We start from the raw sequence: 25154 nt of genomic DNA, 5'->3' as shown, positions 1-25154 counted from the left end.
GATGGATGTGTTCAACGCAATCGTCCAGACATTGGACTCCACCATCCGCCTCTCGGTGCCGCTGCTGCTCGCTTGCCTTGCCGGCCTCTATTCGGAGCGCGCCGGCATCTTCGACATCGGCCTCGAAGGCAAGATGCTGGTCGGCGCCTTCGCCGGTGCCGCGGCCGCTTCCGTGTTCCATTCGGCCTTTCTCGGCCTCGGCATGGCCATCCTGATCTCCGTCGCCTTTGCGATGGTCCACGGCTTTGCCTCGATCACCCACCGCGGCAACCAGATCGTCTCTGGCGTGGCGATCAATTTCATCGCCGCCGGATCGACCATCATCCTCGGCCAGGCGTGGTTCCAGCAAGGCGGGCGCACGCCGGCGTTGCAACCGGGCGAGCGCTTCGAGGCCATCACCTGGCCGGGTGCCGACGCGATCCACGACGTGCCTATCATCGGACCGATCTATGCCGAGCTTCTGTCGGGCCATTCGATCCTGGTCTATCTCGCTTTCCTGATGGTGCCGTTCACCTGGTGGGTGCTGTTTCGCACCCGCTTCGGCCTCAGGCTGCGCGCCGTCGGCGAGAACCCGGCCGCCGTCGACACCGCCGGTATCTCGGTCGCCTGGCTGCGCTACCGGGCGCTGATCTGCACCGGCGTACTGACCGGCATCGCCGGTGCCTATCTGTCGATGGTGCAGAATGGCGGCTTCGTGAAGGACATGACCGCCGGCAAGGGCTACATCGCGCTGGCCGCGCTCATCTTCGCCAAGTGGAAGCCGGTCAACGCCATGTTCGCCTGCCTCTTGTTCGGCTTCCTCGACGCGGCGGCGATCCGCCTGCAAGGCTCGCCGCTGCCCATCATCGGCAAGGTACCGGTGCAGTTCATGCAGGCGCTGCCCTATATCCTCACTGTTATCCTGCTCGCTGGGTTCATCGGCAAGGCGATCCCGCCGCGCGCCGGCGGCGTGCCTTACGTCAAGGAACGCTGAGGTCGAAGCGCTACCCGGCGCAGGCGCCGGGTTTTGGACACGATCGTCGGAGAGAACGAACCAATGTCGCATGATCTGTTCGAAGCGGCCAAAGCTGCCATGGCCAAGGCCTATGCGCCCTATTCGAAGTTCCCGGTCGGCGCCGCCTTGCGCACCGAGGACGGGCGCGTCTTTGCCGGCGCCAACATCGAAATTGCCTCCTATCCGGAAGGCTGGTGCGCCGAGACCACCGCGCTTGGCCACTACATCATGGGTGGCGGCGGCAAGATCGTCGAAATCGCCGTCCTTGCCGAACGCATGGCGAAATGCTCGCCTTGCGGCGGCTGCCGGCAGCGACTGGCCGAATTCTGCCGGCCGGAAACAAAACTCTATCTCTGCGACAATGCCGGCGTGGCCGAGACCGTGACCATGGGCGAGATGCTGCCCTACGGTTTCCGCGGCGACATTTTGAAATGAAGACCTGGTTGAACGAAGAACCGGCGAAAATGAAGAGTTGGCTGCGATGAAGGAAAAGGCGCTCGACCATCTCGTCGAAAGGCTGGACGGCCTGGCGCCGTCGACCGCACTGGTGCTGGGTTCAGGCCTGGGCGGGCTGGTCGACCAGATCAAGGATCCGATCCGCATTTCCTACGCCGACCTGCCGGGCTTTCCCAGAAGTGGCGTCACCGGCCATGCTGGCCAGGTGGTGGCGGGGCTGTTTGCCCGCGTGCCGGTGCTGATGCTGTCCGGCCGCGCCCATTACTACGAGCACGGCAACGCGGCGGCGATGCGGCCGGCGCTGGAAGTGCTTGCCGGTATCGGCATCACCAAGCTGATCCTCACCAATGCCGCCGGTTCGGTCGATCCGGACATGCCGCCAGGCTCGGTGATGCTGATATCGGACCACATCAATTTCTCGGGCACCAATCCGCTGATCGGCGAGCCCAGCGACAGCCGCTTCGTCGGCCTGACCGAAGCCTATGATGCCGGCATCCGAAAGGCGATCGAACGGGCGGCGAAGGCAACCGGCACAGCACTTCACAAGGGCGTCTACATGTGGTTCTCGGGCCCGTGCTTCGAAACGCCCGCCGAAATCCGCATGGCGCGCATCATGGGCGCCAATGCGGTCGGCATGTCGACCGTGCCGGAGGTCATACTTGCCCGCTTCCTCGGACTTCGGGTCGCCGCCTGCTCGGTCATCACCAATTTGGCGGCCGGCATGACCGGGGCCGAGCTCTCGCATCAGGAGACCAAGGACATGGCGCCGATCGGCGGCGCGCGGCTGGCAACGATCCTGCAGCGCGTGTTCCGCGACGGACTGCTGGAGAGCTGATGCTTCCCCAGGAAATCATCCGACGCAAGCGCGATGGCCTGAAGCTGTCGGCGCAGGAGATCGCCGGCTTCGTCGAAGGCATCACCGAAGGGGCCGTTTCGGACGGCCAGGTCGGCGCCTTCGCCATGGCGGTGTTCTTCAACGGCATGAGCCGCGACGAGGCGGTGGCACTGACGCTGGCGATGCGCGATTCCGGTGACGTGCTCGACTGGTCGGACCTGCCCGGCCCGGTGACCGACAAACATTCGACAGGCGGCGTCGGCGACAATGTCTCGCTGATGCTGGCGCCGATCGTCGCCGCCTGCGGCGCTTATGTGCCGATGATCTCCGGCCGTGGCCTTGGCCATACCGGCGGCACGCTGGACAAGATGGATGCGATCCCCGGCTATGCCAGCCAGCCCGATATCGCGCTGTTTCGTAAGGCGGTGCTTGAAACCGGCTGCGCCATTATCGGCCAGACCGCGGACCTCGCGCCGGCAGATCGACGGCTCTACGCGATCCGCGATGTCACCGGCACGGTCGAATCGGTGCCGCTGATCACCGCTTCGATCCTGTCGAAGAAGCTGGCGGCCGGGCTGCAGTCGTTGGTGCTCGACGTCAAGGTCGGCAACGGTGCCTTCATGGAAAAGTCGCGGGACGCGACCGCGCTTGCCAACAGCCTTGTCGAGATCGCCAATGGCGCGGGCCTGAAGGCCTCGGCGTTGATCACCGGCATGAATGAGCCGCTGGCCTCGGCCGCCGGCAACGCAGTCGAGGTGCGCAACGCCGTCGACTTCCTGACCGGCCGTCTTCGTGATCGTCGGCTTGAGGATGTGACGCTGGCGCTCGCCGCCGAAATGCTGCAATCGGCGGGACTGGTGTCGTCGAACCAGGATGGCATGCGGCGCGCTACCGAGACGCTTGCCAGCGGCCGCGCCGCCGCCACTTTCGCACGCATGGTCGCCGCGCTCGGCGGTCCCGCCGATTTCATCGAGAAACCGGAAAAATACTTGGCCGTGGCGGCGACCGAGTTTGCCGTCAAGGCGACCGAAGACGGCTTCGTCACAGGCGTAACGACCCGCGACATCGGGCTCGCCGTGGTTGGCCTGGGAGGCGGACGCACGCGGCCGGACGACAAGGTCGATCACGCGGTCGGCATCACCAGGCTGCTGCCGGTCGGCGCGGAGGTTCGGGCTGGCGAGCCGCTGGCGCTGATCCATGCCCGCTCATTGGCCGATGCCGAGGCGGCCGCCGCCGCTGTGATTACGGCCTATGCGATTGGCGCCTCAAAGCCGGCTGCCGACAAGTCGGTCATCCGGCGGATTCTTCCACGCGGCTGATTGCGGATTCTTCCGCGCGGCAGATTATTGAACGAGCAGCAGCGTCCCATTCTCGGCCTGGAATTTGCCAAGCCGATTGAGGAAGCTCATGCCGATCAGATTGGTCTGCAGTGCCTTGTCGTCGAGCACGATGGTCTGGACGTCATTGACCGTGATGCTGCCGATCTGAAGCCGGTCGATCATTGCCACCGCAGCCTTGATCGAGCCATTGGCGGTGCTGACCTCGTGACTGAAGTCGGAAGGGTTCAGCGACAGGCCAATCCTGCGTGCCGTCGAGGTGTTGATGGCAACCAGCGTGGCGCCGGTGTCGATCATGCCGTCGACCTGACGTCCGTTGAGCTTGAAGGCCGATGAGAAATGTCCCCGCTCGTCAGCCGTAACGATGACCTTGCGGCCAAGCAGCAGCGGCGTGGCCGGCTTGTCGGGCACCACTGCCAGATTGACGTCCGGCTGGGCCTCGACCGCGGCCTTGCCTGTCATCGACGATCTCAGCAGGTTCTCGATGATTTGCGGGTTGGACTGATACACGATCGGTATCGATGCCGATGTGCCGGCGAAAACGCCAAGGATGAGAAGTTTGCGCAGCATGGATCGGCCTTCGTGACGGCCGATCCATAAGCCCGGATGGTGATTGCCGCTTTAACGCACGCCAAAACCACGCCTTTGCGTAAACATTTGGTAAATCGTACCAGGCAACTTTGCCTGGTACTACTTGGTCCCGTACATGCGGTCGCCGGCATCACCGAGCCCAGGCATGATGTAGCCCTTCTCGTTGAGCTGGCGGTCGATCGAAGCGGTGAAGACGGGAACATCCGGATGCGCCTTGGTGAAGCGCTCGATGCCTTCGGGCGCCGCCAGCAGGCAAAGGAAGCGGATGTTGGTGGCGCCGCGCCCTTTCAGCTTGTCGATCGCCGCGATCGCCGAATTGGCGGTGGCCAGCATCGGGTCGACGACGATCACCAGCCGGTCGGCGAGGTCGCTCGGCGCCTTGAAAAAATATTCCACCGCTTCCAGCGTCTCATGGTCGCGGTAGAGGCCGATATGGGCGACGCGGGCCGCCGGCACCAGGTCGAGCAGGCCTTCGAGCAAGCCGTTGCCGGCGCGCAGCACCGAGGCAAAAACCAGCTTCTTGCCCTCCAGCGTCGGCGCCTCCATCGTCTCGATCGGCGTTTCGATCGTCGTCGTCGTCAGTTCGAGGTTGCGGGTGACCTCATAGCCGAGCAGCAGCGAAATCTCGCGCAGCAGCCGCCGGAAGCCGGCCGTCGAGGTCTCCTTCTTGCGCATGATGGTCAGCTTGTGCTGGACAAGCGGATGGTCGACGACGGTGACGCCCTGCATGGTGTTCTCCTGATGCCTGCGCCCGAATGTGCGCGCATGGTCCCTTTCGGACGCGCCGCGCTTCAAGCTGCTTGAGTGAACCCTAGCGGCAATACGCCGGCCAAGGAACCGTTTGGCCAGCACCGACCACAGCTTTGTCGGTAGAAATCAGCGAGAGGCGCCGTTGAGGCGGGCAAGAAGCGCGGTCTTGGTCTTTCGGTCGACGAAAGCGGCCTCGATGGCCGTTCTGGTGACGGCGGTCAGCGCCTTTTCGGTCATCGAGAAATGCTCGGCGGCGATTTCGTATTCGCGCTTCAGCGAGGTCCAGAAATAGGGTGGATCGTCGGAATTGAGCGTCACCTTGCAGCCGGCCGCCTGCAGGGCCGGAAAGGGATGGTCGGCAAAACTGTCGAACACCTTGAGCGCGATGTTGGAGCCAGGGCAGCACTCCAGCACGATGCCCTCATCGGCAATGCGCCGGACAAGGTCCGGGTTTTCGATGGCCCGCACGCCATGGCCGATGCGGGAGGGACGGATGTGATCGAGCGCCGCCTTGACGGTCTCCCAGCCTGTCAGTTCGCCGGCATGGATGGTAATGCCGAGCCCGGCCTCGCGTGCGATCTCGAAGGCCCTGACATAGTCCTCCATGTCGCCGATGCGCTCGTCGCCGGCGACGCCGAAGCCGGTGACCAGCGGGTGCCCGCAGCGCGCCGCGAAGCGTGCCGCCTGCTCGATCGACTCGACGCCGACATGGCGTACGCCGGTGACGATCATGCGGCCCTCGATGCCGGTCTTGGCCTTGGCGCGGGCCATGCCTTCGCCAAGCGCGTCGGTGTAGGCCTTGGGCGACAGCCCGGCCTTCGTGGCGTGGTCGGGCGAAGTGAACACCTCGGAATAGATAGCGCCGTCGCGGGCGAGGCTGGTCAGATAATGGTCGGCCAGCCGCGCATAATCCTCCTCCGTCCGGAACAGATCGGAGGAAAAGTCATAGGCCGCGAGGAAGGATGTGAAATCATGCCAGACGAATGAACTGTTCTGGATATAGGGCGAGGTATCCTTGCCGTATTTCTGCGCCTGGCGGATGACGAGTTCAGGCGCCGCTGCCCCTTCAATGTGGCAGTGCAATTCCGCTTTCAAAGGCATTCAATCATCCCGTCGGTCAGTCCAAGTCTTGAAAATCCAACACCTGGAAGCGCGGCTGAACACCGCGCCTTAAACAATAGCGCCCGCACCATCGATCGGCTATGGTCCCGCCGGTTTTATGACGGATCAAAAAAATGTCAGTTGAGAGAACCACGGCCGCGGGCGGCATGGAAACCTCCTATGGTTTCAAGCGTGTAGGGGCTGGCGACAAGCAGTCCCTGGTCAACGATGTTTTCCACAAGGTTGCCAACCGATACGACCTGATGAACGATCTGATGTCGGCCGGCCTGCACCGGCTGTGGAAGGATGCCATGGTCACCTGGCTCAATCCTCCCAAAAGAATGGGCTGGCGCGTGCTCGACGTTGCCGGTGGCACCGGCGACATCGCCTTCCGCATCGTCGATGCCAGTCAAGGCAATGCCCACGCCACCGTGCTCGACATCAATGGCTCGATGCTCGACGTCGGCCGCGATCGAGCCGAGAAGAAAGGCCTGTCCGGCAACACCGACTTCGTCGAGGCCAATGCCGAGGAACTGCCCTTCCCCGACGCCACATTCGATGCCTACACCATCGCTTTCGGCATTCGCAACGTGCCGCGCATCGATGTCGCGCTCAGTGAAGCGTTCCGCGTGCTGAAGCCGGGCGGTCGGTTCCTCTGCCTCGAATTTTCCGAAGTCGAGATGCCGTTGCTCGACAAGGCCTATGAAGCCTGGTCGTTCAACGCCATTCCGAAGATCGGCAAGATGGTCACCGGCGACGGCGAGCCCTATTCCTATCTGGTCGAATCGATCGCCAGGTTTCCCAACCAGCAGAATTTCGCGACGATGATTTCCCGCGCCGGCTTCGATCGCGTCTCCTTCCGCAACTATTCCGGTGGCATCGCGGCACTTCATTCGGGCTGGAAGCTTTGAGGCTGGACCGCATTTCTCCCAGTCGACGTGCGCCATGCCGGTTCGAAGAACCGGTAGGACGGGCACGGCCATGAGCACCGTCAGCGCTGGGTTTCGGCTCGTACGGGCGGGCTGGGTGCTGGTGCGCGAGGGCGTCGTCGCCGCCTTGCCGGGCGAGGAACTGTCGGGCCTGCCGAAGTTCGGCTGGCGGCTGGCGCGGCTGTTCACCCGCCGCCGCGCACTGGCCTATGAGCGCAGCGACCGGCTGGCCAAGGCGGTCGTCCGGCTCGGGCCATCCTATGTCAAGCTCGGCCAGTTCCTGGCGACACGCCCCGACGTCGTCGGCAACGACATGGCGCTCGATCTCGCCATGTTGCAGGACAAGATGCACACCTTCCCCAGGGCCGAGGCGATCGCGGCTATCGAGGCTTCGCTCGGGCGCAAGGTCGGCGATCTCTTCGCGCAATTCGGCGACCCGGTCGCAGCCGCTTCCATTGCCCAGGTCCACGCTGCCGAAACCATCCATGACGGCGCTGCAACCAAGGTCGCTGTAAAGGTCATCCGGCCGGGCGTGCGCCGCCACTTCTTCCAGGATCTCGAAAGTTATTTCCTCGCCGCCCACCTGCAGGAGAAATACATTCCGTCGTCGCGCCGGCTACGGCCGGTCAAGGTCACCGAGACGCTGGCGCAGACCACAAGGATCGAGATGGACCTCCGCCTCGAGGCAGCCGCGCTTTCGGAACTCGGCGAAAACACCAAGGATGATCCCGGTTTTCGCGTGCCATCCGTCGACTGGGAGCGCACCGGCCGCGACGTGCTGACCATGGAGTGGGTCGACGGCGTCAAGATGAACGACATTGCCGGCCTTGCCGCTGCCGGTCATGACCTGAAAACCATCGCCGCCAACCTCATCCAGTCGTTCCTGCGCCACACGCTGCGCGATGGCTTCTTCCACGCCGACATGCATCCGGGCAATCTGTTTGTCGAAGCAAACGGCACCATCGTCGCCGTCGATCTCGGCATTGCCGGCAGGCTCGGCAAGAAGGAGCGCCGGTTCCTCGCCGAAATCCTCTACGGCTTCATCACCCGCGACTATCTGCGTGTCGCAGAGGTGCATTTCGAGGCCGGCTATGTGCCGCGCCAGCACAATGTCGCGGCCTTTGCGCAAGCAATCCGGGCGATCGGCGAGCCGATCCACGGCCAGCCGGCCGAGACCATTTCGATGGCCAAGCTTTTGACGCTGCTGTTCGAAGTGACTGAACTCTTCGACATGGCGACGCGGCCGGAACTGATCCTGCTGCAGAAGACCATGGTGGTGGTCGAGGGCGTCGCGCGCACGCTCGACCCGGCCTTCAACATGTGGAAGACGGCCGAGCCGGTGGTTAGCGGTTGGATCGCCGGCAATCTCGGCCCGCGTGGCATGATGGTCGATGCGCGCGATGGCGCCAAGGCGCTGCTGACGCTGGCCCGCCAGGCGCCCGAGCTTGCGGCGCGCACCGATCGGCTGTCACGTGAGATCGACCTGATGGCCGAGCACGGCTTGCGCTTCGACGAGACCACCGCCCGCGCCATCGGCAAGGCCGAGGCGCGTTACAGCCGCTCCGGCCGCCTGGCGCTATGGGTGATCGCACTGACGCTGGTCTATATCGCCTGGAAGATCCTATAGCCCAGCCACATCCGGGCGCCGCAACTTGCAGCGCTCTGATTGCATTGCTATCATTGCATTCAGCAACTGCGGCAGAGTGCAATCATATGGCCAGCATTACGATCCGCAATCTGGACGATGAGGTCAAGGAACTGCTGCGCCGATTGGCGGCGGAGAACGACCGCTCCATGGAGGAGCAGGCGCGGGTGATGATCCGGGCCGCCGTTGACGGGCAGATCGGTTCTATGGGCCGCATCGACCAGATCGAGAAAACCCTCCGCGAACTGACCAGTTCGCACGGCATAGCGACTCCCGCTGCCGCACCCGCAGGCAAAGCCTTGCCGCGCGGCCTCTCCGGCAAGCGCATCCTGCTCATCATCGGCGGCGGCATCGCGGCCTACAAAGCGCTCGATCTCATCCGCCGGTTGCGCGAGCGAGGTGCCGCGGTGCGGGTGGTCATGACATCAGCCGCTCAGGAATTCGTCACCACGCTGTCGGTGGGCGCGCTCTCCGCCGACCATGTCTTCACCGAACTGTTCGACCGCAATGACGAACACGATGTCGGCCATATCAGGCTGTCGCGCGAGGCCGACTTGTTGGTGGTGGCGCCTGCTACCGCCGATCTGATGGCCAAGCTTGCCAACGGCCATGCCAACGATCTTGCCTCGACGGTGCTGATCGCCACCGACAAGCCAGTATTAATGGCGCCAGCCATGAACCCAAGAATGTGGGCGCATCCGGCGACACGCCGCAACCGCGCGACGTTGCAGAAGGATGGCGTCGCTTTTGTCGGTCCGGCCAGGGGCGAGATGGCCGAAAGCAATGAGGCGGGCGAAGGCCGCATGGCCGAACCGCTGGAGATCGTCGCCGCCATCGAGGCACTGCTCGATGTCAGCCCCAAGCCGCTGTTGGGACGCAGGATCATCGTCACCTCTGGCCCGACGCATGAGCCGATCGACCCGGTGCGCTATATCGCCAACCGTTCGTCCGGCAAGCAGGGCCACGCCATTGCGGCGGCACTGGCCAGGCTCGGCGCCGATGTCCGCCTCGTCTCCGGTCCGGTCACCATCGCCGATCCCGCCGGGGTGAAGACCATCCATGTCGAACGGGCGCAAGAGATGCGCGATGCGGTGGAGCAGCTTCTGCCTGCGGACGCCGCGGTGTTCGTCGCCGCCGTTGCCGACTGGCGCAGCGAGAACTCGGCCGGTGAGAAGATCAAGAAGGTCCCCGGCGAAGGACCGCCGGTTTTGCGCATGGTCGAGAATCCCGACATTCTCGCCGGGGTTGGCCATCACAGCCAGCGACCTGGCCTTGTGGTCGGCTTCGCCGCCGAGACACAGGATCTCTTGCGCAACGCGGAAGCCAAGCTTCGCAAGAAGGGCGCCGATTTCATCGTGGCCAACGACGTGTCGCACGAAAGCGGCATCGGTCCTTCAGGCGTGATGGGCGGGGATCGCAATCGGGTGCGGATCGTATCCAGGGCCGGCGTCGAGGAATGGCCCGAGATGAGCAAGGACGAGGTGGCGGCGCGGCTCGCCGCCCTGATCGCCGAACGGCTGAAGACGACCGTCGTTTGACCAGCGGCGCTGGAACGACGGCGCGCTTCAGGTCATTCGGCTCTGCATGACCCTGCGATCAATTGGACAAAAGCTCCGCGGTTCGGGCAAGGGCGCCGGCAAAACCGTTGAGCGGAATGGAAAAGGTCACCGCTTGTCCGGTGTCTGCCGCGAAGGCATCGATCTTGAGGGTGGTACCCGACTTCAGCAGCGGCGTGAGGGTCGCATCGAACGCCACCGGCACCAGGCAGCCGACGACCTGGCAGGTGTTGAATGGCAGGCTGCCATCCAGCTTCTGGTCGTCGATGCTCAGGCTGACGCCCTTGGCCAGCGCCAGGCCGAACGGCAGGGCGAGCGTACCGGCGGCATCCTCGCCGGTTTTGCTCGACAGCTCGATCGCCAGCAGGCGCTGGTTGTTTTGCTTGTTGAATTGCTGATGCGACAGGCTGCAGGTCTTGGTCGCGCCTGATATCTGGCAATTGACCGTCCAGTCGCCATGGGTCTCGGACAACGCCGACGCGCCACCGGGCAGTTGCGGCGCATCGGCGGCCGGCGCCGCCGCGGTCTTGGTTTGCGCCGCCACGGCCGGCACACCGACGACGCAGGCTACACCCAGCATTGCCACGAAATACGCGTACTTCCTCATCAAGACTCCTCCCGCCCGGCTCCGCCTGGGGCCAGCTGGATGCTGACCTTGAGAGACGCGCCGATCGCGTTCTGTTCAAACCGTTTCGCCGGAGGCGCCGTCATAGCTGACGGCCGGCGCCATTGACGCCACGCAGCTCACGACGGGCGCCGACCGATAGAGCGGCGAATCGACGACCTCCGTCAAGTGCAATGCGGGGTTGTCAGGCAGATTCTCCGCCGCCGTGAGGTGGCCTTCGCCGGTCGACAAACCGATATTGTTTCGATCAGCCCCAAGATATGGCACAGCCGCACAGACGCCCTATATTAAGGCCATGACTTCTTCACGCGGGAATGAGCGGATGTGGGCGTTTCGACCATTGATGGTTTTCACATCGGCAATGCTGGCGACGGCAGTGCTGGCCGGCGCTTGCCTGCCGGCTTCCGCGCAAGCCGTCAATTCCCTCAACGGCAACAACGCGCTGATCCGGCAGAACGACCTGCAAGTCCTTCAGAACCGGGTGCAGCGGCAGCTCTACCAGCAGCAACAGCAGCAGTATCGTGCTCAGGACCGCCAGATCGTCCAGCAGCCGCAGCCGGTGGTGCCACAATACAAGCCAAGCTGTACGACGCAGATAATCGGCGCCACCGTTTTGAGCAATTGCCGCTGACAAGCCGGCGTTTTTCATTTATTAGCCGACTTATGTATTCGGAGTGTCTTTCGGCACACGCGAAAGTTTTGGTTTTGCAACGATGCCTTGTCGCGCTATGCGGCATTGCATCGACTGGATTCACGAATGATAGCCACCAAGAAGAAGGCCGTACGCAAGGCAAAGAAGGGCGAGAGCATCCGTCAGGTGGCGGCGATTCCGTTTCGGCTGAACGCGCGTGGCGATGTCGAGGTGATGCTGGTCACATCGCGAACCACAAGACGCTTCATCGTCCCCAAGGGCTGGCCGATGAAGGGCAAGAGCGGACGCAAGGCGGCCACCATCGAAGCGCGAGAGGAAGCCGGCGTGCTCGGCAAGACGCTGAAGGAGCCGGCGGGCAGCTACTCCTATTGGAAACGGCTGGCCAACCGCTTCGTCCGCGTCGACGTCATCGTCTATCTGCTGGAGGTCACTGAGGAACTGGCCGACTGGCAGGAAGCCAAACGGCGGCAGCGGGCCTGGCTGCCGGCCGCAGATGCGGCCACGCTCATCGATGAGCCGGACCTTTCGAGCCTGGTGGCGAACTTGATGATTGCCAAGCCCGAGCCACTCGACCTCGCCTGAGGCTGGACTTTCACTCGGTCGTGTCGTCCGCTTCGGGAAAGGGGCGCACCGGCGCGCCGGTATAGGCCCACAACCATTCGCGCGGCAGCGGCCCTTTGTTTCGCTCGACTTGCTGTGACTGTTCCCAGGCATGCGCCAGGATGCCGACCGAGCGCGACAGCACGAAAAGCCCGCGCGTCAGCGGCGGCGGAAAGCCAAGTTCGCCGTAGATGACGGCGGTGGCGCCATCGATGTTGAGCGGTATCTTTTTCCCTTTGCGCCGGGCGACGTCCGCCTCGATCGCCTCGGCGATGTCGGCGAAGCGTCCATTGACGACACCACGCGCGGCAAACGCGCGGGTCAGTTCCAGCAGGCGCGGCGCGCGCGGGTCGACCGGATGGAAACGGTGGCCGAGCCCCGGCACATAACCCTTCTCCTTGGCGAAGAACCGGTCGAGCCGCGTCGAGACGGCTTCATTCAGCGTCATGCCACCGTCGAGCGCGACAGCGATGTCACCGTAGAAGGTCAACGCCTGTTCGCCGGCACCGCCATGCACGTCGCCGAGCACGTTGATGGCCGAGGCCATGGCGCTGTTGATGCCGACGCCGCAGGTTGCAGCCATGCGCGCAATCGCGATCGACGGCGCTTGCGGCCCATGGTCGACGGCGGCGCCCAGCGCAATGCCGAGCAGCGCCGCCTGGTCCTCACTGGGCAACTCGCCACGCAACATCAGCCAGATCATCGCCGGGAAGCTGACGCGGCCGATCAGATCCTGGATTTCATAGCCGCGCAGCCGGATGACACCGGGCCGCATCTCGATGATATCGGTCTGCCACCATTCCTCGCCGCGCTCACGGCCGGTCTTCTTCTCGGTGCTCATGCCCGTGCCTTTGTCTTGGCGCGCGGCGGCAGATCGGCGAAAACCTCGTCCATATGCTCGCCCAGCGCCGGTGGCGGCTTCGTCGGCAGGGGTGCCGCGCCATCGACCATGAAGCCGCCGCGCAGAACCGTCAGCGGCCTGTCCATACCCGGCACGCCCTCGAAATTCGCGGTCACCTGGCGTTCGAGCACTTGCGGCTCGGCCAGCACTTGCGGGATCGTCAGCACCCTGCCCGCGGGCACGCCGGCGCGATTGAGCGTCTCTTCCCAGACTGCCGCCGCGGCGCCCGCCAGGGCGTCCTCGATCTCGACTTTGAGCGCCGCACGGTTGCGCTTGCGGGTCTCGCGCTCGGCAAAGCGCGGATCCACCGCCAGCTCCGCCCGCCCGATCAGCCGGCACAGCGCCACGAACTGCTCCTGCTTGTTGGCGGCGATGTTGAGCAGTCCGTCGCCGGTGCGGAAGGCACCGGAGGGTGCAGCGGTCATGTTCTCATTGCCCATAGGCTGCGGATCGACCGCTGCCGTCAGGTAGTTGGAGACCGGCCAGCCGAGCGCCGAGAGCGTGCATTCGAGCATCGAGACGTCGAGAAAGGCGCCCTCGCCGCTTGTCTTCTGTCGCACCAGCGCCGAGGCGATGGCGAACGCGCCGACCAGCCCGCCAAGCGTGTCGGCGACCGGATAGCCGACCCGCAGCGGCGCCGTCTCCGGCGTGCCGGTGATGCTCATGATCCCCGAAAGGCCCTGGATGATCTGGTCATAGGCGGGATTGTCACGCATCGGCCCGGTCTGGCCAAAACCGGATATCGCGCAATAGACAAGGCCGGGGCGGACCGCCTTGAGCGCCTCGTAGCCAAGGCCGAGCCGATCCATCACGCCGGGGCGGAAGTTCTCCACCAGCGCATCGGCGCTGGCGACCAGATCGAGGAAGCGTTCGCGATCGGCCGGCTTCTTGAGGTCGAGCACCACCGATCGTTTGCCGGCGTTCTGCGCCAGGAACGAGGCGCCCATGCCGGCGCTGTTGAGCTTTGGCGATCCGCCGAGCTGGCGTGCGAGGTCGCCGCCTTGCGGGACCTCGACCTTGATCACGTCGGCTCCGAGCAGCGCCAGCTGATAGGCACAATAGGGGCCAGCCAGGACGTTGGTCAGGTCGAGGACGCGGATACCGGAAAGCAATTCGGTCATGACAGCTCAAATCGATCAGGCATCGCCCGGCACATGCTCCGGTCCGCGCCGCCGGCGGTGCTCGACATAGGCCCAGATATGCGGCCCGACCAGGCCGATGAAGGCGAGCGTCAGTAGCGTCAATGACAGCGGATGCTTGTAGAACACCGACCAGTCGCCATTCGAGATGGTCATCGCCCGGCGGAACTGGGTTTCGGCGAGTGGCCCCAGGATCATGCCGATGATGACCGGCGCGGTCGGGAAATCGAAGCGCCGCATCAGGAACCCGGCCGCCCCCAGGAGATAGAGGATGACCAGGTCGATAGGCGATTGCGAGATGCCATAGGTGCCGACCGTGGCGAACACCAGGATGCCGGCATAGAGCTGCGGCGCCGGGATCTTCAACAGGCGCACCCACAGCCCGATCAGCGGCAGGTTAAGGATGACGAGGATGACGTTGGCGATGAACAGGCTGGCGATCAGTCCCCAGACGAGGTCGCCCTGCGTCGTCAAAAGCAGCGGCCCCGGATTGATGCCGTAGCTCTGGAACGCCGACAGCATGATCGCCGCCGTCGCCGAGGTCGGCAGGCCGAGCGTCAGCATCGGCACCAGCACGCCGGCGGCGGACGCATTGTTGGCGGCTTCGGGGCCGGCAACGCCTTCGATGGCGCCGACCGTGCCGAATTCCTCCTTGTGGTTCGACAGCTTCTTTTCGATGGCGTAGGACAGGAAGGTCGGGATTTCGGCGCCGCCTGCCGGCATGGCACCGATCGGAAAGCCGATCGCCGCACCGCGCAGCCAGGGTTTCCAGGAACGCGCCCATTCGGCTGATGTCATGTAGAGCGAGCCCCTCAGCGGCACGATCTCGTCCTTGCCTGCATAGCGGCGCGAGGCCATGTAGAGTGTCTCGCCGACGGCGAACAGGCCGACGGCGCAGATGATGACGTCGACGCCGTCAAGCAGTTCGGTCATGCCGAAGGTGAAGCGCGGCTGGCCGGTCTGCAGGTCGACGCCGATCATGCCGATGACGAAGCCGGCGAACAGGCTGGTGAGGCCGCGCACAGACGAGGAACCGAGCACCGCCGAAACCGTGATGAAGGCCAACACCATCAGCGAGAAATATTCGGCCGGGCCGAAGGCGAGCGCGAATTTGACCACCACGGGCGCCAGGAAGGCGACGCCCAAGGTGCCGATGGTGCCCGCGACGAAGGAACCGATCGCCGAGGTGGCAAGTGCCGCCCCGCCGCGGCCGGACCGCGCCATCTTGTTGCCTTCCAGCGCGGTGACGATGGTGGCGCTTTCGCCAGGCGTGTTGAGCAGGATCGACGTTGTCGAGCCGCCATACATGGCGCCGTAATAGATGCCGGCGAACAGGATGAAAGAGGCCTCCGGCGCCACCTGGTAGGTGATCGGCAAAAGCAGGGCGATGGTCAGCGCCGGCCCGAGACCGGGCAGCACGCCGATGGCGGTGCCGAGCGTGGTGCCGAGCAGGCACCACAGAAGATTGACTGGGGTGAAGGCGACCGAGAAGCCGTGTGCGAGATGGCCGAGCGTTTCCATGGCGTCAGGCTCCAAACGTGCCGATGATCGCATCGATCACCGTGTTCAGCTGGTTCTCGATGAAGCCGGCGCCGATGTTGACGCCGAGCGCCCTGGCGAAGCCGAAATAGGCGGCCAGCGCCAGGATCAGGCCGAGCCCTACGTCGCGCAGCGTGCGCTTGCTGCCGAAGCCGTAGCAGACGAGAACGAACATGATGACGGATGCCGCCGTGAAGCCCAGCGGCTGGATCAGCAGCAGGTTGGCGATGAGGCCGATGACGACGAAACCCATCGCCTTCCAGTCGGTCGGCGTTTCCTTTTCCTCCTCCGGTTGCCAGCCGCCGCGAAGCGCCGCGAGGATGAGCAACAGGGAAAGCACCACAAGACCGACCATGGTGAGGTAGGGAAAGACGGTCGGGCCGACCTTGGAGTAGAGCGGCGACACCGGGATCGCCAGCGTCTGCCAGGCTACAGCGCCGGCGCAGGCCAGAAGCCCGACGCCGATCAACAATTCCGGCACGGCAAGGCGCGACGACGCCGCCTGCTGGTCACTGCTGCTCATGATTGTCCTCCCCAAGAATACTGGCCAGGATAGCTGGCCAAGATGCCCGGCACCGCACGGCCGGTCCTCACCGCAGTGCCGGCTTTGCATTCCATGCGAGAAGGGGCGGCGAGCGCCGCCCCTTTTTGGGAAGATCAGGCGAGCCCGAGGTCTTTCAGGATGGCCTCGATGCGGGCCGTATCCTCGGCAACGAATTTCGCATAATCATCGCCCGTGAGCAGGATCTGCGTCCAGTTGCGGTTCTTGCACTCGGTCGCCCAGGCATCGCTCTTAGCCATGCTCTCGACCAGCGTGATCATCGCCGCCTTGTCGGCATCGGAAACTCCGGGAGGTGCGAAGACCCCGCGCCAGTTGAACAGCTCGACATCGATGCCGGCTTCCTTCAGCGTCGGCGCGTCGATGCCGTCCTGGCGCTTGTCGGCCGAGATGGCAAGCAGCCGCAGCGCGCCCGCCTTGACCTGCTCGGAGAACTCGCCGAAGCCGGAGATGCCGGCCGCCACCTGATTGCCGAGCAGCGCCGACAGTGCCTCGCCGCCGCCGGCGAACGGCACGTAGGACAGGTTTGTCGCAGGCACGCCGACGGTCTTGGCGATCAGCCCAAACAGGATGTGGTCCGAACCGCCGGCCGAGCCGCCAGCGACAGGAACCTTTGTCGGATCGGCCTTGAGTGCGGCGACGAAATCAGCTGCCGTCTTGAACGGCGACTCCGCCGGCACCACCAAGGCCTCGAACTCGCCGGTAAGGCGCGCGATCGGCGTGACTTGCGTCAGATTGTTGGCAGCCTTGTTGGCGATGATCGCGCCGACCATGACCATGCCGGCAACCATCAGCGAATTGCCTTTGCCGTTCCATTGGTTGATGAACTGCGGCAGCCCGACCGTGCCGCCGGCGCCGCCGACATTGGTGATCTGCGAGCCGGAGATCAGCTTTTCGCTGCGCAGCACCTGATCCATCGTGCGCCCTGTCTGGTCCCAGCCGCCGCCAGGTGCCGCCGGCACGAAAATCTGGATCTGCGGCGCGCCTTCGGCGAAAGCGGGAGAGAGATGAAGTCCTGCAAAGCCGGCAGCGCCTGCCGCCGCCGTGCTCATTAAAAATCTGCGTCTGTTCAGCATGGGATTCCTCCAGATCACGACACCTCCTCCGGTGCCTGCCAAAACGCGCCTGAATCCAGACCCGTAATCGAGTTCAAGCAGATGTTACCGAGTTCTGTCAACGGGAACGATATTCTACTAGACAGAACGCATCGGCAGCGCGACACAGTGGCTCCGCTAAGCAGGTTCCGCAAAAGTGTCCCGCGGTTTTGCGACAAGAACCTGCGGCGAACAAAGAAACCTAAACAGACGACGCGTTGGCGAAGCCAGCGGTGTCTGCTTAGGACCTTCTCCAAATTGGGAACCGCAATGGACTCATCAAGCAGATCGGCTGATCCAGACATCCGGCACGCGGTTACCGAAGGGGTTGCCGCGCTTGATCGGGCGATCGCCATCCTCGACGCCTTCACCACCGCCGACCGTTCGCTCAGCCTGGCCGAAATCGCGGCCCGTACCGGCCTCTACAAGAGCACCATCCTGCGGCTTGCGCATTCCTTGTTGCGCGGGCAGTTGCTCGAGCGCCTGGACGATGGCCGCTACCGTGTAGGACCCGCCACTTTCCGGCTCGGCGCGCTCTATCAGCGTTCGGTGGTGGCGATCGACATCCTGTTGCCGATTATGCGCGACCTTTCCGAGCGAAGCTGGGAGAGCGTTGCCTTCTATGTTCGCTCGGGCGACGTCCGCACCTGTCTCTACCGCGTCGAATCCAAGCACCCGATCCGCTACACGATACGCGAAGGCGACGTGCTGCCTCTGCTGGTTGGGTCGGGCGGCCGCGTGCTTGCGGCGTTTTCCGGCCAGCACGGCGAACCCTACGAGACCATCCGCAAGACCTGCAACTGTCTCGCCGTCGGCGACCGCGACCCAGAGACGGCGGGCGTGTCGGCGCCGGTGTTCGGTCCGGGCCGGGCCCTGCTCGGCGCCTTGACGCTGGCCGGCCCCAGCTCGCGCGTCGACGCCGCGTTCCTTCAGCGCATGAAACGCCCGCTGCTCGAGGCGGCGGCGCGCGCCACCCGCGCCTTCGGCGAGGACGCCTCCATGCTCGAGCAGGCGAGCCTCGCCGCGGACGCCGTGTCGTAGCGGGGTCGAAGGCGCCGCAGCCGGAGCTGCGTCAGTTCAATTTGACCAGAACCACAGGGCGGTTCTTGGCACGGCCCGCCTCGTCGCCATTGCTGGCGACAGGCGCACTGCGATCTATGCTTGGCAGCGCGGGGATCTCCAGTCGATGACGCCGCTCAGGGCAGTCGCTCCAGCAGAATGGTCGGGGCGTCGTGGTAGGTGGTCCGCACCACTTCCCGGTAGCCGCACTTCGTCGCAACGTTCAGCGACGCGGCGTTTTCCGGGTCGATGATGCAAACGGTCCTCGCGGACCCGAAAGTCTCTTCGCCCCATGCCAGGACGCGGCCAACCACCTCGGTGGCGAAGCCTGCGCCATGAATGGCCGGAGCGAGCGCCCAGCCGGCCTCGGGAATGCCTTCGATCGACGGCTGCATATCGCGCTTCAGGTCGTGAAACCCGGCCTCGCCGATGAAACGGCCCGTCGCCTTTTCCTCGATCGCCCAGAAGCCGTAGCCGAGCAGAGACCACAGGCCGGCATGACGCAGGAAGCGCATCCAGCTTTCTTCGCGCGTGCGCGGCTTGCCGCCGATGAAACGGGTGACCACGGGATCGGTCCACATCACGGCATAGGCGTCGAAATCTCCCAGCCGGTGTGCCCGCAGGATGGTTCGCTGCGTCTCGATCACAGGGGCGATGGTCGCTCGCGGATTATTCATGGGATTGCCTCGCTTATCTACCCGGCGCGTAGCAAATTGCCCGGGCCAGGCAAGGGCCAAGGCAGGGCATGTCATCTTCCAGGCGAGAAAATCGCGCTAAGCCGCGCCACAAATACGACGGGCACCCATGCGGGCAACATGGTCTCAAGCTCCGCTATGGGAATTCGGCACGACGATGCTATTTTCGCAACAGGCTGATTCAGCAGCTGCAAGCGCAATCCTTTCAGGCACGGGCTTGCGCCGTCAAACCCAGGGAAAAGCATGGACACCACCGATCTCGTGCTTGCCATCGTCCACCATCTGCTGGTGTTTTCCCTGGCAGGGATCATCGGCGCCGAATTCGTGCTCATCCGCGGCGACCTGGCCGCCGCCACGCTCAAGCGGCTCGCCGTCATCGACCGTCATTATGGCATCATCGCCGCGCTGATCATCATCGTCGGGATCGGCCGCGTCTTCTATGGCCTCAAGGGTTGGGAATTCTACGTCTACAACTGGGTGTTCTGGGCCAAGATGGCGGCGTTTGGCATCGTCGGCCTGCTGTCGATCATCCCGACCGTCCGCTTCATCTCCTGGAACAGGCAGGCAGGCGCCAATCCCTCGTTCCTGGTGCCGGCAGCCGAGCTTGCATCCGTCAAGACCTTTGTCCGCGCCGAGGCATTCATCTTCCTGTTGATCCCAGTCTTCGCCGCGGCGATGGCACGCGGCTACGGCTACTGATCGCCGCCGGCAACCGTTTCTAGCGGAGCTATCGGCACCAGCGGTGCCGGCACATCGGTCGTCTTCTCCTGCGCCTTGCAGATATCGGCGATGACGCAGGCCGGGCAATCCGGCTTGCGCGCCTTGCAGACATAGCGGCCATGCAGGATCAGCCAGTGATGCGCGTGGCGCATGTATTCGTCCGGGATGATCTTCAACAGTCCCTGCTCGACCTGTTCCGGCGTCTTGCCGGGCGCCAGCCCGAGGCGGTTGCCGATGCGGAAGATGTGGGTGTCGACCGCCATCGTGTGCTGGCCGAAGGCCATGTTGAGCACGACATTGGCGGTCTTGCGCCCGACCCCCGGCAGCTTGACCAGTTGATCCCGATCGTCAGGCACATCGCCGCCATGGTCGCGGATCAGCGCCTGCGACAGCGCCATCACGTTCTTGGCCTTGTTGCGCCACAGCCCGATGGTTCTGATATGGTCGCCAACCTTGGCTTCACCCAGCGCCAGCATCTTTTGCGGTGTATCGGCTGCCTTGAACAGCGCCCGCGTCGCCTTGTTGACGCCGGCATCGGTCGCCTGCGCCGACAGCACCACCGCCACCAGCAATGTGAAGGCGTTGACATGTTCGAGCTCGCCCTTCGGCTCAGGCCGCTGGACGGCAAAACGCCGGAAGATCTCGTGCACTTCGGCCGCGCTGTAGCGCGACGAACGCCGCACCGGCCGCGGACGCGGCTTGGCGTTCGACCCGTCGCGCCGGCCGGGCAATAGCTCATTTTTGGGCATGGATGATTCTTTGGACTTGGGGCTCGCCATTTCCTTCCTATAATATCCCGCCATGAGCGACACAAACGCCTCATTTCAGGCCGACGAGCCATTCTTTCAGGCGCTGCTGACCCCGCACCGGTCCCTGGGCAAAACCGGCTTTGCCTTGCTGATGGGCGCGCTGCTGTTCGGCTGGCTGGTGACAGGCGCGTTTTTCCTGTCGCGTGGCGCCTGGCCGGTGTTCGGCTTCCTCGGCCTCGACGTGGTCGCCGTCTACATCGCTTTCCGCGCCAACTATCGTGCCGCGCGTGCCCGCGAGGAGGTGTCGGTCTCGCGCACCAGCCTCGACATCCGCAAGACCGCGCCATCCGGAAAATCGGAAGCGCATCGCTTCAACCCGTTCTGGGCGCGGTTTTCGGTCGCCCGTCACGCCGAAATCGGCATCACCAGGATGACGGTGGAAGCACAGGGGCTGAACGTGCCGATCGGCGGGTTTCTCAATCCCGACGATCGCGAGACCTTCGCCACCGCCTTTTCGCGGGCGCTGGCGACCGCCAAGGCACGCTGATCCTAGAACCGGTAGCGCAACAGCCTGCCGACCTTGCGCAGGGCTGGAATGTGTCTCCAAAGACGGACGAACAGCTTCGCGACCCAGCCCATGCGGGCGGCGTGTTCAGGTTTGTAGGCCGAGATGTCATCGACGAACCGTAGCTTTGGGATGGCCAGTTCCAGGTCGTGCGGATCGTCGATCGCCCAATACACCTGGGCACCCGTCGCCTTGATGGCCGGATTGAGGCGAAGCAGCTTCAGGCCAAAACGGCTGTAGGCGTCGAACATCAGTTCGCCACTGGCAAGATGCGAGACGAGCCGCGCAAACAGGCGTGGTCCCTCGTTGGCAGGGAGATAGGGCGTCAGGCCTTCCGCCACCACGATGGCCGGGCGATTGCGCGGCACCGAGGCCAGCCAATCCGGTTCGGTCACCGACGAGGCGATCAGATGGCAATGGGCCCGGGACGGGTACAGCTTGCGTCTGAGCTCGATGACTTCAGGGTAGTCGACATCAAACCAGTCCACGCCCTGTGGCGGATCGACACGAAATATGCGCGTATCGAGCCCGCATCCCAGATGCAACACGATGGCGTAGGGATTTCTCGCGAGAAAATCCTGAACATGGACATCCAGCGTCTTTGCCCTGATCGCCAGGCCGACGCCGAGATTGGTGTCGACCTTGAGCCTGGAGAAATCGTAGTCGATCTTGCGCACCGCCTCGTCGGCGAAATGATCCCCGAGCAGCGTATCCGGGAACCTGCTCTCCAGAGCCTTGCCGTAGAGCGTCAACAGCAACGTCCCCTTTTCCCCGGTCAGATGTATCTTCTCGCCAGCCATGTGCGATTCCTAGTCAGAGCATGATCCCGAAAAAGTGGAATCCGGTTTTCGGGAAAGATCATGCTCATACAAACAGACAGAGCCCCATCCCGACCTCATCGGGATGGAACAGGCTCTCGAAAACCCGAGTCTATCTGGGTACGCGCCGCAAGAAGGCAAGTTTCGGGTGGCGATCGACGCCCCAAGGGGCGATATTCCTGCCCAAGGAGACAGTTCCATGAGCACACAGACGGCCGTTCTCAAAAAGGACATCACGCCCGAAGGCAGCGACTACGAAATCGTGCGCCGGGCCATCGAGAAGATCAGCCTCGACTATCGCGACCAGCCATCGCTGGAAGAACTGGCCGAGGAGGTCGGCGAGACTCCGACCGGCCTGCAGAAACTCTTCACCCGCTGGGCCGGCCTGTCGCCAAAAGCCTTCCTGCAGGCGGTGACACTGGACCATGCCCGCAAGCTGCTGGATTCAGGCATGCCGCTGCTCGAAACGTCATTCGAGCTGGGCATGTCCGGCCCCGGCCGGCTGCACGACCTCTTCGTTACCCATGAAGCGATGTCGCCGGGCGACTACAAGACGCGCGGCGCAGGCCTTACCATCCGCTACGGTTACCACCCCTCGCCGTTCGGCACTGCCCTGATCATGGCTACCGACCGCGGGCTTGCCGGCCTCGCCTTCAGCGATCCGGGCGAGGAACGCGCCGCCTTCGCCGACATGTCCAGCCGCTGGCCGAACGCCATCTATGTCGAGGACATGGCCGCGACGGGGCCCTATGCCGCGCGCATCTTCGACCCGACGCTGTGGCGCCCCGACCAGCCGCTGCATGTCGTCATGATCGGCACCGACTTCCAGGTTCGCGTCTGGGAGGCGCTGCTCAACATACCGATGGGCAAGGCCCGCACCTATTCCTCGATCGCCGCCAGCATCGGCGCGCCGAGCGCCAGCCGTGCCGTCGGTGCCGCCAACGGCGCCAACCCGCTCTCTTTCGTGGTTCCCTGCCACCGCGCCATCGGCAAGTCCGGCGACCTCACCGGCTATCACTGGGGTCTGACCCGCAAGCGAGCCATTCTGGGTTGGGAAGCAGGGCAAGTGTCGTCGTGAATGTCGATTTTCCAAGAACCCCCCGCAGAATCTATAAATGCCGGACTTATCAAGTATAAGTGCGATTATTGCATCGGATTTTCTTGATTGCAACCAAAAGCAACCTCTGGTTTAGCGATTGTTATTTTAAGCAATTGTTCAAGTTAACTCTAAATTAACTACGATAAAGTGATGATGACCCATATTAACTCGGACTATCCGGCTTAATGGGAGGTCTCGATGACATCGTTTCGCGCCGTCTTCGGCGCAGCCCTGCTGGTCGCCTGTATTGACCAGTCCGCATTGGCCACAACGCAAAATGTCATTTTCAATGGCACGATCACCGCAACCTGCACGCTTGTGGTCGCCACCAACGGCACGATGACGGTGAGCCCCGATCTTCAGTCGCTAAGCTCGCACAACAGCGGCGGCTTGGCCGGAACGGTCACGCTGACCACCACCGGAGGCGTATCGCTCAGCGTAGACCCGGTCACCATCACCACTGTGCCGGCTGCCGACACCACGTCGACCACCTGGACACCGACCTACTCCGCTGCCGGTACGCACTCCATCGCCGAGACCGGCTCGGCCACCAGCCTCGGCACACCCGGCGCCGACCTCGTCTCGGTCAACCTCGCCGGCACCAAGGGCGGCAGCAACCGCTTCGCCTCCGGAAACTATCAGGCAACGGTGACTGTGCGCTGCGAATAAGCTCTCGGAAGGAGGGGCCTTTGACACATGCTCGAACCTTGGCGACGGCGCTGGCCGTCGGCCTGATGCCCATTGCCGCCGTGGCCCAGTCGATGTCGCCGATGCGAGGCGAGGTCAACAGCTTCACCGACGTCTTCGCGGTCCGCGTATTCCCGGCCAATCCCTACGACCAGAAGATCAGGGTCGAAATCCACGTCTACGATCAGGATTTTCAGCCGGTGGCCGCCAGGATCTCTCCGAGTTCCTTCCAATTGGCTTCCCAGGCTTCCCGCCCTGTCCTTGTGGTCGTGCCCTTCGGCGGCGCTGCCGAGCGTAAAGTGCGTATCTGTACCGAAAGCATCCCCTTTCCCAATCAACAGACGCAGATAAAGGCACAGATATGCGGCAAGTTTTTTGGGCACCGCAAATCCTGACAGTCGCGCTTGCAGCGATGTCGGCGGGGATCTCGCCGGTTTTGGCCGAGGATGTCTACAATCTCAACCAGAATGAGAGCGGCTTCAACCTGCCCGGAGTAACCTTGCCTCAGGGGCAGGACGAGGTCCACGCTTCCGACGGCACCACCTGCCGTTCGGCGGTATCGGGTACCGGCGCCTATGTCGACCTCGGCGTCATCAGAGGCAATAACCAGTCGAACAATGACGTCGCGACCTACGGCCGCGTGGTGATCCCGATCGGGCGCTCGCCCAAGCGCGTCGATTGCAGGCGCCTCTACGAGCTTGAGGTCGAGCGCCTGCAACTGGAGTTGAAACTCCTCAAAATGGGCCTTGGCGCCGACGGCCCGACGGCGAGCGTGGCCGCCAGCGCTCCCGCTCCCGTGGTCGCATCACCGGGATGGGCCAACGAAGGCTGGAGCATCAGGACCGGAAATGGCGATGGCAAGAAAAAGAAGAAGAAATAACCGCGCGCTGCTTGCGACCGCAGCACTTGCCGGCCTCTGCCTTCCGGTGCAAGCGGCGATCATCGGCACCTGCACCATCATGGTCGGGGCGTCGGGAACGATGACCGCAAATCCTGCCATCAGCATCCTCGGCTCCAAACAGGCAGGCGGGTCGAGTGCGACCGCCACCATCACCGCCAGCTCGCTGCTTTGCACCTTGCTCAACCTGCTCGACTGTTATTCCGTTTCCGTGCCGGCGCCCGCCTCGTTCTCGTCAGCGCCAAGCGGCGGCGGTACCAACGTCAACTTCAGCACCGTCTACCGCCTCGACGGCACCGGCGTCGACACCTCCGGAAACGTGCCGCAGCGTGTCGTCAACGGCACCCACCCCATGCAGGTCGACCTCACCGCCACCAAGTCGAGCGGTATCTTTCCCGCCGGCAACTACCAGGGCACGGTCACCGTGCGTTGTGAATAGGCACAAATCGAGCTGGACCATTCGCGTGGTCTGGCAAGCCGCGGCCTTACAGGCTAGCTTCCCGCACGATAGGAACGACCTGCGTTCGCCCGGACGCACAAAAGACGCTCCAATATTTGAGT

The 25154-nt window shown here is 63.9% G+C and carries 29 protein-coding genes; 17 read left to right on the top strand and 12 right to left on the bottom strand.

Annotated features, from left to right (window positions below; genetic code table 11):
• Position 1: 1 nt before the first annotated feature.
• The 4 genes from AC1DYW_RS24685 to deoA all read left to right on the top strand — a co-directional run bounded on the left by AC1DYW_RS24685 (position 2) and on the right by deoA (position 3604).
• A complete protein-coding gene (locus tag AC1DYW_RS24685) occupies positions 2-973 on the top strand; it encodes an ABC transporter permease (RefSeq protein ID WP_095084677.1) in 972 nt (323 codons plus the stop codon).
• A 63-nt stretch (positions 974-1036) separates the two neighbouring features.
• Positions 1037-1429 (top strand): cytidine deaminase, encoded by a 393-nt coding sequence (gene cdd / locus AC1DYW_RS24680; RefSeq protein WP_477227933.1) that lies wholly within the window; start codon positions 1037-1039, stop codon positions 1427-1429.
• A gap of 46 nt (positions 1430-1475) precedes the next feature.
• Positions 1476-2285, top strand: a complete 810-nt coding sequence (locus AC1DYW_RS24675; protein ID WP_477227932.1) for a purine-nucleoside phosphorylase — start codon at positions 1476-1478, stop codon at positions 2283-2285.
• Positions 2285-3604 (top strand): thymidine phosphorylase, encoded by a 1320-nt coding sequence (gene deoA / locus AC1DYW_RS24670; RefSeq protein ID WP_477227931.1) that lies wholly within the window; start codon positions 2285-2287, stop codon positions 3602-3604. The genes AC1DYW_RS24675 and deoA overlap by 1 nt, the downstream gene beginning before the upstream one ends.
• A 24-nt stretch (positions 3605-3628) precedes the next feature.
• Here deoA and AC1DYW_RS24665 read toward each other — a convergent pair whose 3' ends face one another.
• From AC1DYW_RS24665 to AC1DYW_RS24655, 3 genes are all read right to left on the bottom strand, one after another.
• Complete coding sequence (locus AC1DYW_RS24665) at positions 3629-4192, bottom strand: TIGR02281 family clan AA aspartic protease (protein WP_095084681.1); 564 nt, start codon at positions 4190-4192, stop codon at positions 3629-3631.
• A gap of 120 nt (positions 4193-4312) precedes the next feature.
• Positions 4313-4942, bottom strand: a complete 630-nt coding sequence (upp, locus tag AC1DYW_RS24660; protein ID WP_095084682.1) for a uracil phosphoribosyltransferase — start codon at positions 4940-4942, stop codon at positions 4313-4315.
• Between the two features lie 147 nt (positions 4943-5089).
• Positions 5090-6064: an adenosine deaminase gene (locus AC1DYW_RS24655; RefSeq protein WP_477227930.1), complete on the bottom strand. Its 975-nt coding sequence runs from the start codon at positions 6062-6064 to the stop codon at positions 5090-5092.
• 134 nt (positions 6065-6198) lie between these two features.
• On the opposite strand from AC1DYW_RS24655, the gene ubiE reads away from it, so the two are divergent.
• The 3 genes from ubiE (at position 6199) to coaBC (ending at position 10176) form a co-directional block, all read left to right on the top strand.
• Positions 6199-6975: a bifunctional demethylmenaquinone methyltransferase/2-methoxy-6-polyprenyl-1,4-benzoquinol methylase UbiE gene (ubiE, locus tag AC1DYW_RS24650; RefSeq protein WP_477227929.1), complete on the top strand. Its 777-nt coding sequence runs from the start codon at positions 6199-6201 to the stop codon at positions 6973-6975.
• Between the two features lie 70 nt (positions 6976-7045).
• Positions 7046-8620 (top strand): 2-polyprenylphenol 6-hydroxylase, encoded by a 1575-nt coding sequence (gene ubiB / locus AC1DYW_RS24645; protein WP_477227928.1) that lies wholly within the window; start codon positions 7046-7048, stop codon positions 8618-8620.
• An 86-nt stretch (positions 8621-8706) separates the two neighbouring features.
• Positions 8707-10176: a bifunctional phosphopantothenoylcysteine decarboxylase/phosphopantothenate--cysteine ligase CoaBC gene (coaBC, locus tag AC1DYW_RS24640; protein ID WP_477227927.1), complete on the top strand. Its 1470-nt coding sequence runs from the start codon at positions 8707-8709 to the stop codon at positions 10174-10176.
• A gap of 58 nt (positions 10177-10234) precedes the next feature.
• On the opposite strand, the gene AC1DYW_RS24635 is transcribed toward coaBC, so the two are convergent.
• Positions 10235-10801 carry an invasion associated locus B family protein gene (locus tag AC1DYW_RS24635; protein WP_457150935.1) on the bottom strand — a complete coding sequence of 189 codons (567 nt, stop codon included), beginning with the start codon at positions 10799-10801 and terminating at the stop codon, positions 10235-10237.
• A gap of 361 nt (positions 10802-11162) precedes the next feature.
• On the opposite strand from AC1DYW_RS24635, the gene AC1DYW_RS24630 reads away from it, so the two are divergent.
• Both AC1DYW_RS24630 and AC1DYW_RS24625 read left to right on the top strand, forming a co-directional pair.
• Complete coding sequence (locus AC1DYW_RS24630) at positions 11163-11450, top strand: hypothetical protein (protein WP_477228090.1); 288 nt, start codon at positions 11163-11165, stop codon at positions 11448-11450.
• A 126-nt stretch (positions 11451-11576) separates the two neighbouring features.
• The gene (locus AC1DYW_RS24625; RefSeq protein WP_477227926.1) at positions 11577-12053 is read left to right on the top strand and encodes an NUDIX hydrolase; all 477 of its coding nucleotides are present in this window, start codon (positions 11577-11579) and stop codon (positions 12051-12053) included.
• 10 nt (positions 12054-12063) lie between these two features.
• On the opposite strand, the gene AC1DYW_RS24620 is transcribed toward AC1DYW_RS24625, so the two are convergent.
• From AC1DYW_RS24620 to AC1DYW_RS24600, 5 genes are all read right to left on the bottom strand, one after another.
• Positions 12064-12912: a citryl-CoA lyase gene (locus AC1DYW_RS24620; protein ID WP_477227925.1), complete on the bottom strand. Its 849-nt coding sequence runs from the start codon at positions 12910-12912 to the stop codon at positions 12064-12066.
• Entirely contained in the window at positions 12909-14093 is a 1185-nt protein-coding gene (locus tag AC1DYW_RS24615; RefSeq protein WP_477227924.1) for a CaiB/BaiF CoA transferase family protein, read from the bottom strand. Before AC1DYW_RS24615 ends, AC1DYW_RS24620 begins: the two co-directional genes overlap by 4 nt.
• 15 nt (positions 14094-14108) lie before the next feature.
• Entirely contained in the window at positions 14109-15632 is a 1524-nt protein-coding gene (locus AC1DYW_RS24610) for a tripartite tricarboxylate transporter permease (RefSeq protein WP_095084691.1), read from the bottom strand.
• Positions 15633-15636: 4 nt separating this feature from the next.
• On the bottom strand, positions 15637-16173 hold the full coding sequence (locus AC1DYW_RS24605; RefSeq protein ID WP_477227923.1) for a tripartite tricarboxylate transporter TctB family protein: 537 nt from the start codon (positions 16171-16173) through the stop codon (positions 15637-15639).
• A gap of 134 nt (positions 16174-16307) precedes the next feature.
• Entirely contained in the window at positions 16308-17285 is a 978-nt protein-coding gene (locus AC1DYW_RS24600) for a Bug family tripartite tricarboxylate transporter substrate binding protein (protein ID WP_457150941.1), read from the bottom strand.
• Positions 17286-17573: 288 nt separating this feature from the next.
• Between AC1DYW_RS24600 and AC1DYW_RS24595 the strand changes: the two genes are divergently transcribed.
• The gene (locus AC1DYW_RS24595; protein WP_477227922.1) at positions 17574-18344 is read left to right on the top strand and encodes an IclR family transcriptional regulator; all 771 of its coding nucleotides are present in this window, start codon (positions 17574-17576) and stop codon (positions 18342-18344) included.
• A 155-nt stretch (positions 18345-18499) separates the two neighbouring features.
• On the opposite strand, the gene AC1DYW_RS24590 is transcribed toward AC1DYW_RS24595, so the two are convergent.
• Positions 18500-19039 (bottom strand): GNAT family N-acetyltransferase, encoded by a 540-nt coding sequence (locus AC1DYW_RS24590; RefSeq protein ID WP_457151915.1) that lies wholly within the window; start codon positions 19037-19039, stop codon positions 18500-18502.
• A gap of 261 nt (positions 19040-19300) precedes the next feature.
• On the opposite strand from AC1DYW_RS24590, the gene AC1DYW_RS24585 reads away from it, so the two are divergent.
• The gene (locus AC1DYW_RS24585; RefSeq protein WP_477227921.1) at positions 19301-19756 is read left to right on the top strand and encodes a DUF2214 family protein; all 456 of its coding nucleotides are present in this window, start codon (positions 19301-19303) and stop codon (positions 19754-19756) included.
• On the opposite strand, the gene nth is transcribed toward AC1DYW_RS24585, so the two are convergent.
• On the bottom strand, positions 19750-20556 hold the full coding sequence (gene nth, locus AC1DYW_RS24580) for an endonuclease III (protein ID WP_477227920.1): 807 nt from the start codon (positions 20554-20556) through the stop codon (positions 19750-19752). The genes AC1DYW_RS24585 and nth overlap by 7 nt on opposite strands.
• A 22-nt stretch (positions 20557-20578) precedes the next feature.
• On the opposite strand from nth, the gene AC1DYW_RS24575 reads away from it, so the two are divergent.
• Positions 20579-21073 carry a DUF2244 domain-containing protein gene (locus tag AC1DYW_RS24575; protein WP_477227919.1) on the top strand — a complete coding sequence of 165 codons (495 nt, stop codon included), beginning with the start codon at positions 20579-20581 and terminating at the stop codon, positions 21071-21073.
• A 2-nt stretch (positions 21074-21075) separates the two neighbouring features.
• Here AC1DYW_RS24575 and AC1DYW_RS24570 read toward each other — a convergent pair whose 3' ends face one another.
• On the bottom strand, positions 21076-21891 hold the full coding sequence (locus AC1DYW_RS24570; RefSeq protein ID WP_477227918.1) for a class I SAM-dependent methyltransferase: 816 nt from the start codon (positions 21889-21891) through the stop codon (positions 21076-21078).
• A gap of 217 nt (positions 21892-22108) precedes the next feature.
• Here AC1DYW_RS24570 and AC1DYW_RS24565 point away from each other — a divergent pair, with 217 nt between their 5' ends.
• The 5 genes from AC1DYW_RS24565 (at position 22109) to AC1DYW_RS24545 (ending at position 25032) form a co-directional block, all read left to right on the top strand.
• A complete protein-coding gene (locus AC1DYW_RS24565) occupies positions 22109-22987 on the top strand; it encodes a methylated-DNA--[protein]-cysteine S-methyltransferase (RefSeq protein WP_457151911.1) in 879 nt (292 codons plus the stop codon).
• A 219-nt stretch (positions 22988-23206) separates the two neighbouring features.
• Positions 23207-23677 carry a hypothetical protein gene (locus AC1DYW_RS24560; RefSeq protein WP_477227917.1) on the top strand — a complete coding sequence of 157 codons (471 nt, stop codon included), beginning with the start codon at positions 23207-23209 and terminating at the stop codon, positions 23675-23677.
• A 20-nt stretch (positions 23678-23697) separates the two neighbouring features.
• The gene (locus tag AC1DYW_RS24555; protein ID WP_477227916.1) at positions 23698-24090 is read left to right on the top strand and encodes a hypothetical protein; all 393 of its coding nucleotides are present in this window, start codon (positions 23698-23700) and stop codon (positions 24088-24090) included.
• A complete protein-coding gene (locus AC1DYW_RS24550; RefSeq protein WP_477227915.1) occupies positions 24057-24575 on the top strand; it encodes a hypothetical protein in 519 nt (172 codons plus the stop codon). Before AC1DYW_RS24555 ends, AC1DYW_RS24550 begins: the two co-directional genes overlap by 34 nt.
• On the top strand, positions 24550-25032 hold the full coding sequence (locus AC1DYW_RS24545) for a hypothetical protein (protein WP_477227914.1): 483 nt from the start codon (positions 24550-24552) through the stop codon (positions 25030-25032). Before AC1DYW_RS24550 ends, AC1DYW_RS24545 begins: the two co-directional genes overlap by 26 nt.
• Positions 25033-25154 lie beyond the last annotated feature (122 nt).

Source organism: Mesorhizobium sp. P2_D5 (assembly GCF_056404355.1).
This window is presented reverse-complemented; position numbering and strand designations above follow the sequence as displayed.

Excerpts from the sequence above, each read along its gene's own strand:
- AC1DYW_RS24570 (WP_477227918.1), bottom strand. The coding sequence starts at position 21,891 with ATGGCTGGCGAGAAGATACATCTGACCGGGGAAAAGGGGACGTTGCTG.
- AC1DYW_RS24565 (WP_457151911.1), top strand. The coding sequence starts at position 22,109 with ATGAGCACACAGACGGCCGTTCTCAAAAAGGACATCACGCCCGAAGGC.
- AC1DYW_RS24610 (WP_095084691.1), bottom strand. The coding sequence starts at position 15,632 with ATGGAAACGCTCGGCCATCTCGCACACGGCTTCTCGGTCGCCTTCACC.
- cdd (WP_477227933.1), top strand. The coding sequence starts at position 1,037 with ATGTCGCATGATCTGTTCGAAGCGGCCAAAGCTGCCATGGCCAAGGCC.
- AC1DYW_RS24605 (WP_477227923.1), bottom strand. The coding sequence starts at position 16,173 with ATGAGCAGCAGTGACCAGCAGGCGGCGTCGTCGCGCCTTGCCGTGCCG.
- AC1DYW_RS24595 (WP_477227922.1), top strand. The coding sequence starts at position 17,574 with ATGGACTCATCAAGCAGATCGGCTGATCCAGACATCCGGCACGCGGTT.
- AC1DYW_RS24600 (WP_457150941.1), bottom strand. The coding sequence starts at position 17,285 with ATGCTGAACAGACGCAGATTTTTAATGAGCACGGCGGCGGCAGGCGCT.
- AC1DYW_RS24675 (WP_477227932.1), top strand. The coding sequence starts at position 1,476 with ATGAAGGAAAAGGCGCTCGACCATCTCGTCGAAAGGCTGGACGGCCTG.
- ubiE (WP_477227929.1), top strand. The coding sequence starts at position 6,199 with ATGTCAGTTGAGAGAACCACGGCCGCGGGCGGCATGGAAACCTCCTAT.
- AC1DYW_RS24550 (WP_477227915.1), top strand. The coding sequence starts at position 24,057 with ATGCGGCAAGTTTTTTGGGCACCGCAAATCCTGACAGTCGCGCTTGCA.
- upp (WP_095084682.1), bottom strand. The coding sequence starts at position 4,942 with ATGCAGGGCGTCACCGTCGTCGACCATCCGCTTGTCCAGCACAAGCTG.
- AC1DYW_RS24620 (WP_477227925.1), bottom strand. The coding sequence starts at position 12,912 with ATGAGCACCGAGAAGAAGACCGGCCGTGAGCGCGGCGAGGAATGGTGG.
- AC1DYW_RS24545 (WP_477227914.1), top strand. The coding sequence starts at position 24,550 with ATGGCAAGAAAAAGAAGAAGAAATAACCGCGCGCTGCTTGCGACCGCA.
- AC1DYW_RS24560 (WP_477227917.1), top strand. The coding sequence starts at position 23,207 with ATGACATCGTTTCGCGCCGTCTTCGGCGCAGCCCTGCTGGTCGCCTGT.
- AC1DYW_RS24585 (WP_477227921.1), top strand. The coding sequence starts at position 19,301 with ATGGACACCACCGATCTCGTGCTTGCCATCGTCCACCATCTGCTGGTG.
- deoA (WP_477227931.1), top strand. The coding sequence starts at position 2,285 with ATGCTTCCCCAGGAAATCATCCGACGCAAGCGCGATGGCCTGAAGCTG.
- AC1DYW_RS24655 (WP_477227930.1), bottom strand. The coding sequence starts at position 6,064 with ATGCCTTTGAAAGCGGAATTGCACTGCCACATTGAAGGGGCAGCGGCG.
- AC1DYW_RS24635 (WP_457150935.1), bottom strand. The coding sequence starts at position 10,801 with ATGAGGAAGTACGCGTATTTCGTGGCAATGCTGGGTGTAGCCTGCGTC.
- AC1DYW_RS24665 (WP_095084681.1), bottom strand. The coding sequence starts at position 4,192 with ATGCTGCGCAAACTTCTCATCCTTGGCGTTTTCGCCGGCACATCGGCA.
- ubiB (WP_477227928.1), top strand. The coding sequence starts at position 7,046 with ATGAGCACCGTCAGCGCTGGGTTTCGGCTCGTACGGGCGGGCTGGGTG.
- AC1DYW_RS24685 (WP_095084677.1), top strand. The coding sequence starts at position 2 with ATGGATGTGTTCAACGCAATCGTCCAGACATTGGACTCCACCATCCGC.
- AC1DYW_RS24625 (WP_477227926.1), top strand. The coding sequence starts at position 11,577 with ATGATAGCCACCAAGAAGAAGGCCGTACGCAAGGCAAAGAAGGGCGAG.
- AC1DYW_RS24590 (WP_457151915.1), bottom strand. The coding sequence starts at position 19,039 with ATGAATAATCCGCGAGCGACCATCGCCCCTGTGATCGAGACGCAGCGA.
- AC1DYW_RS24615 (WP_477227924.1), bottom strand. The coding sequence starts at position 14,093 with ATGACCGAATTGCTTTCCGGTATCCGCGTCCTCGACCTGACCAACGTC.
- AC1DYW_RS24575 (WP_477227919.1), top strand. The coding sequence starts at position 20,579 with ATGAGCGACACAAACGCCTCATTTCAGGCCGACGAGCCATTCTTTCAG.
- nth (WP_477227920.1), bottom strand. The coding sequence starts at position 20,556 with ATGGCGAGCCCCAAGTCCAAAGAATCATCCATGCCCAAAAATGAGCTA.
- AC1DYW_RS24630 (WP_477228090.1), top strand. The coding sequence starts at position 11,163 with ATGGTTTTCACATCGGCAATGCTGGCGACGGCAGTGCTGGCCGGCGCT.
- coaBC (WP_477227927.1), top strand. The coding sequence starts at position 8,707 with ATGGCCAGCATTACGATCCGCAATCTGGACGATGAGGTCAAGGAACTG.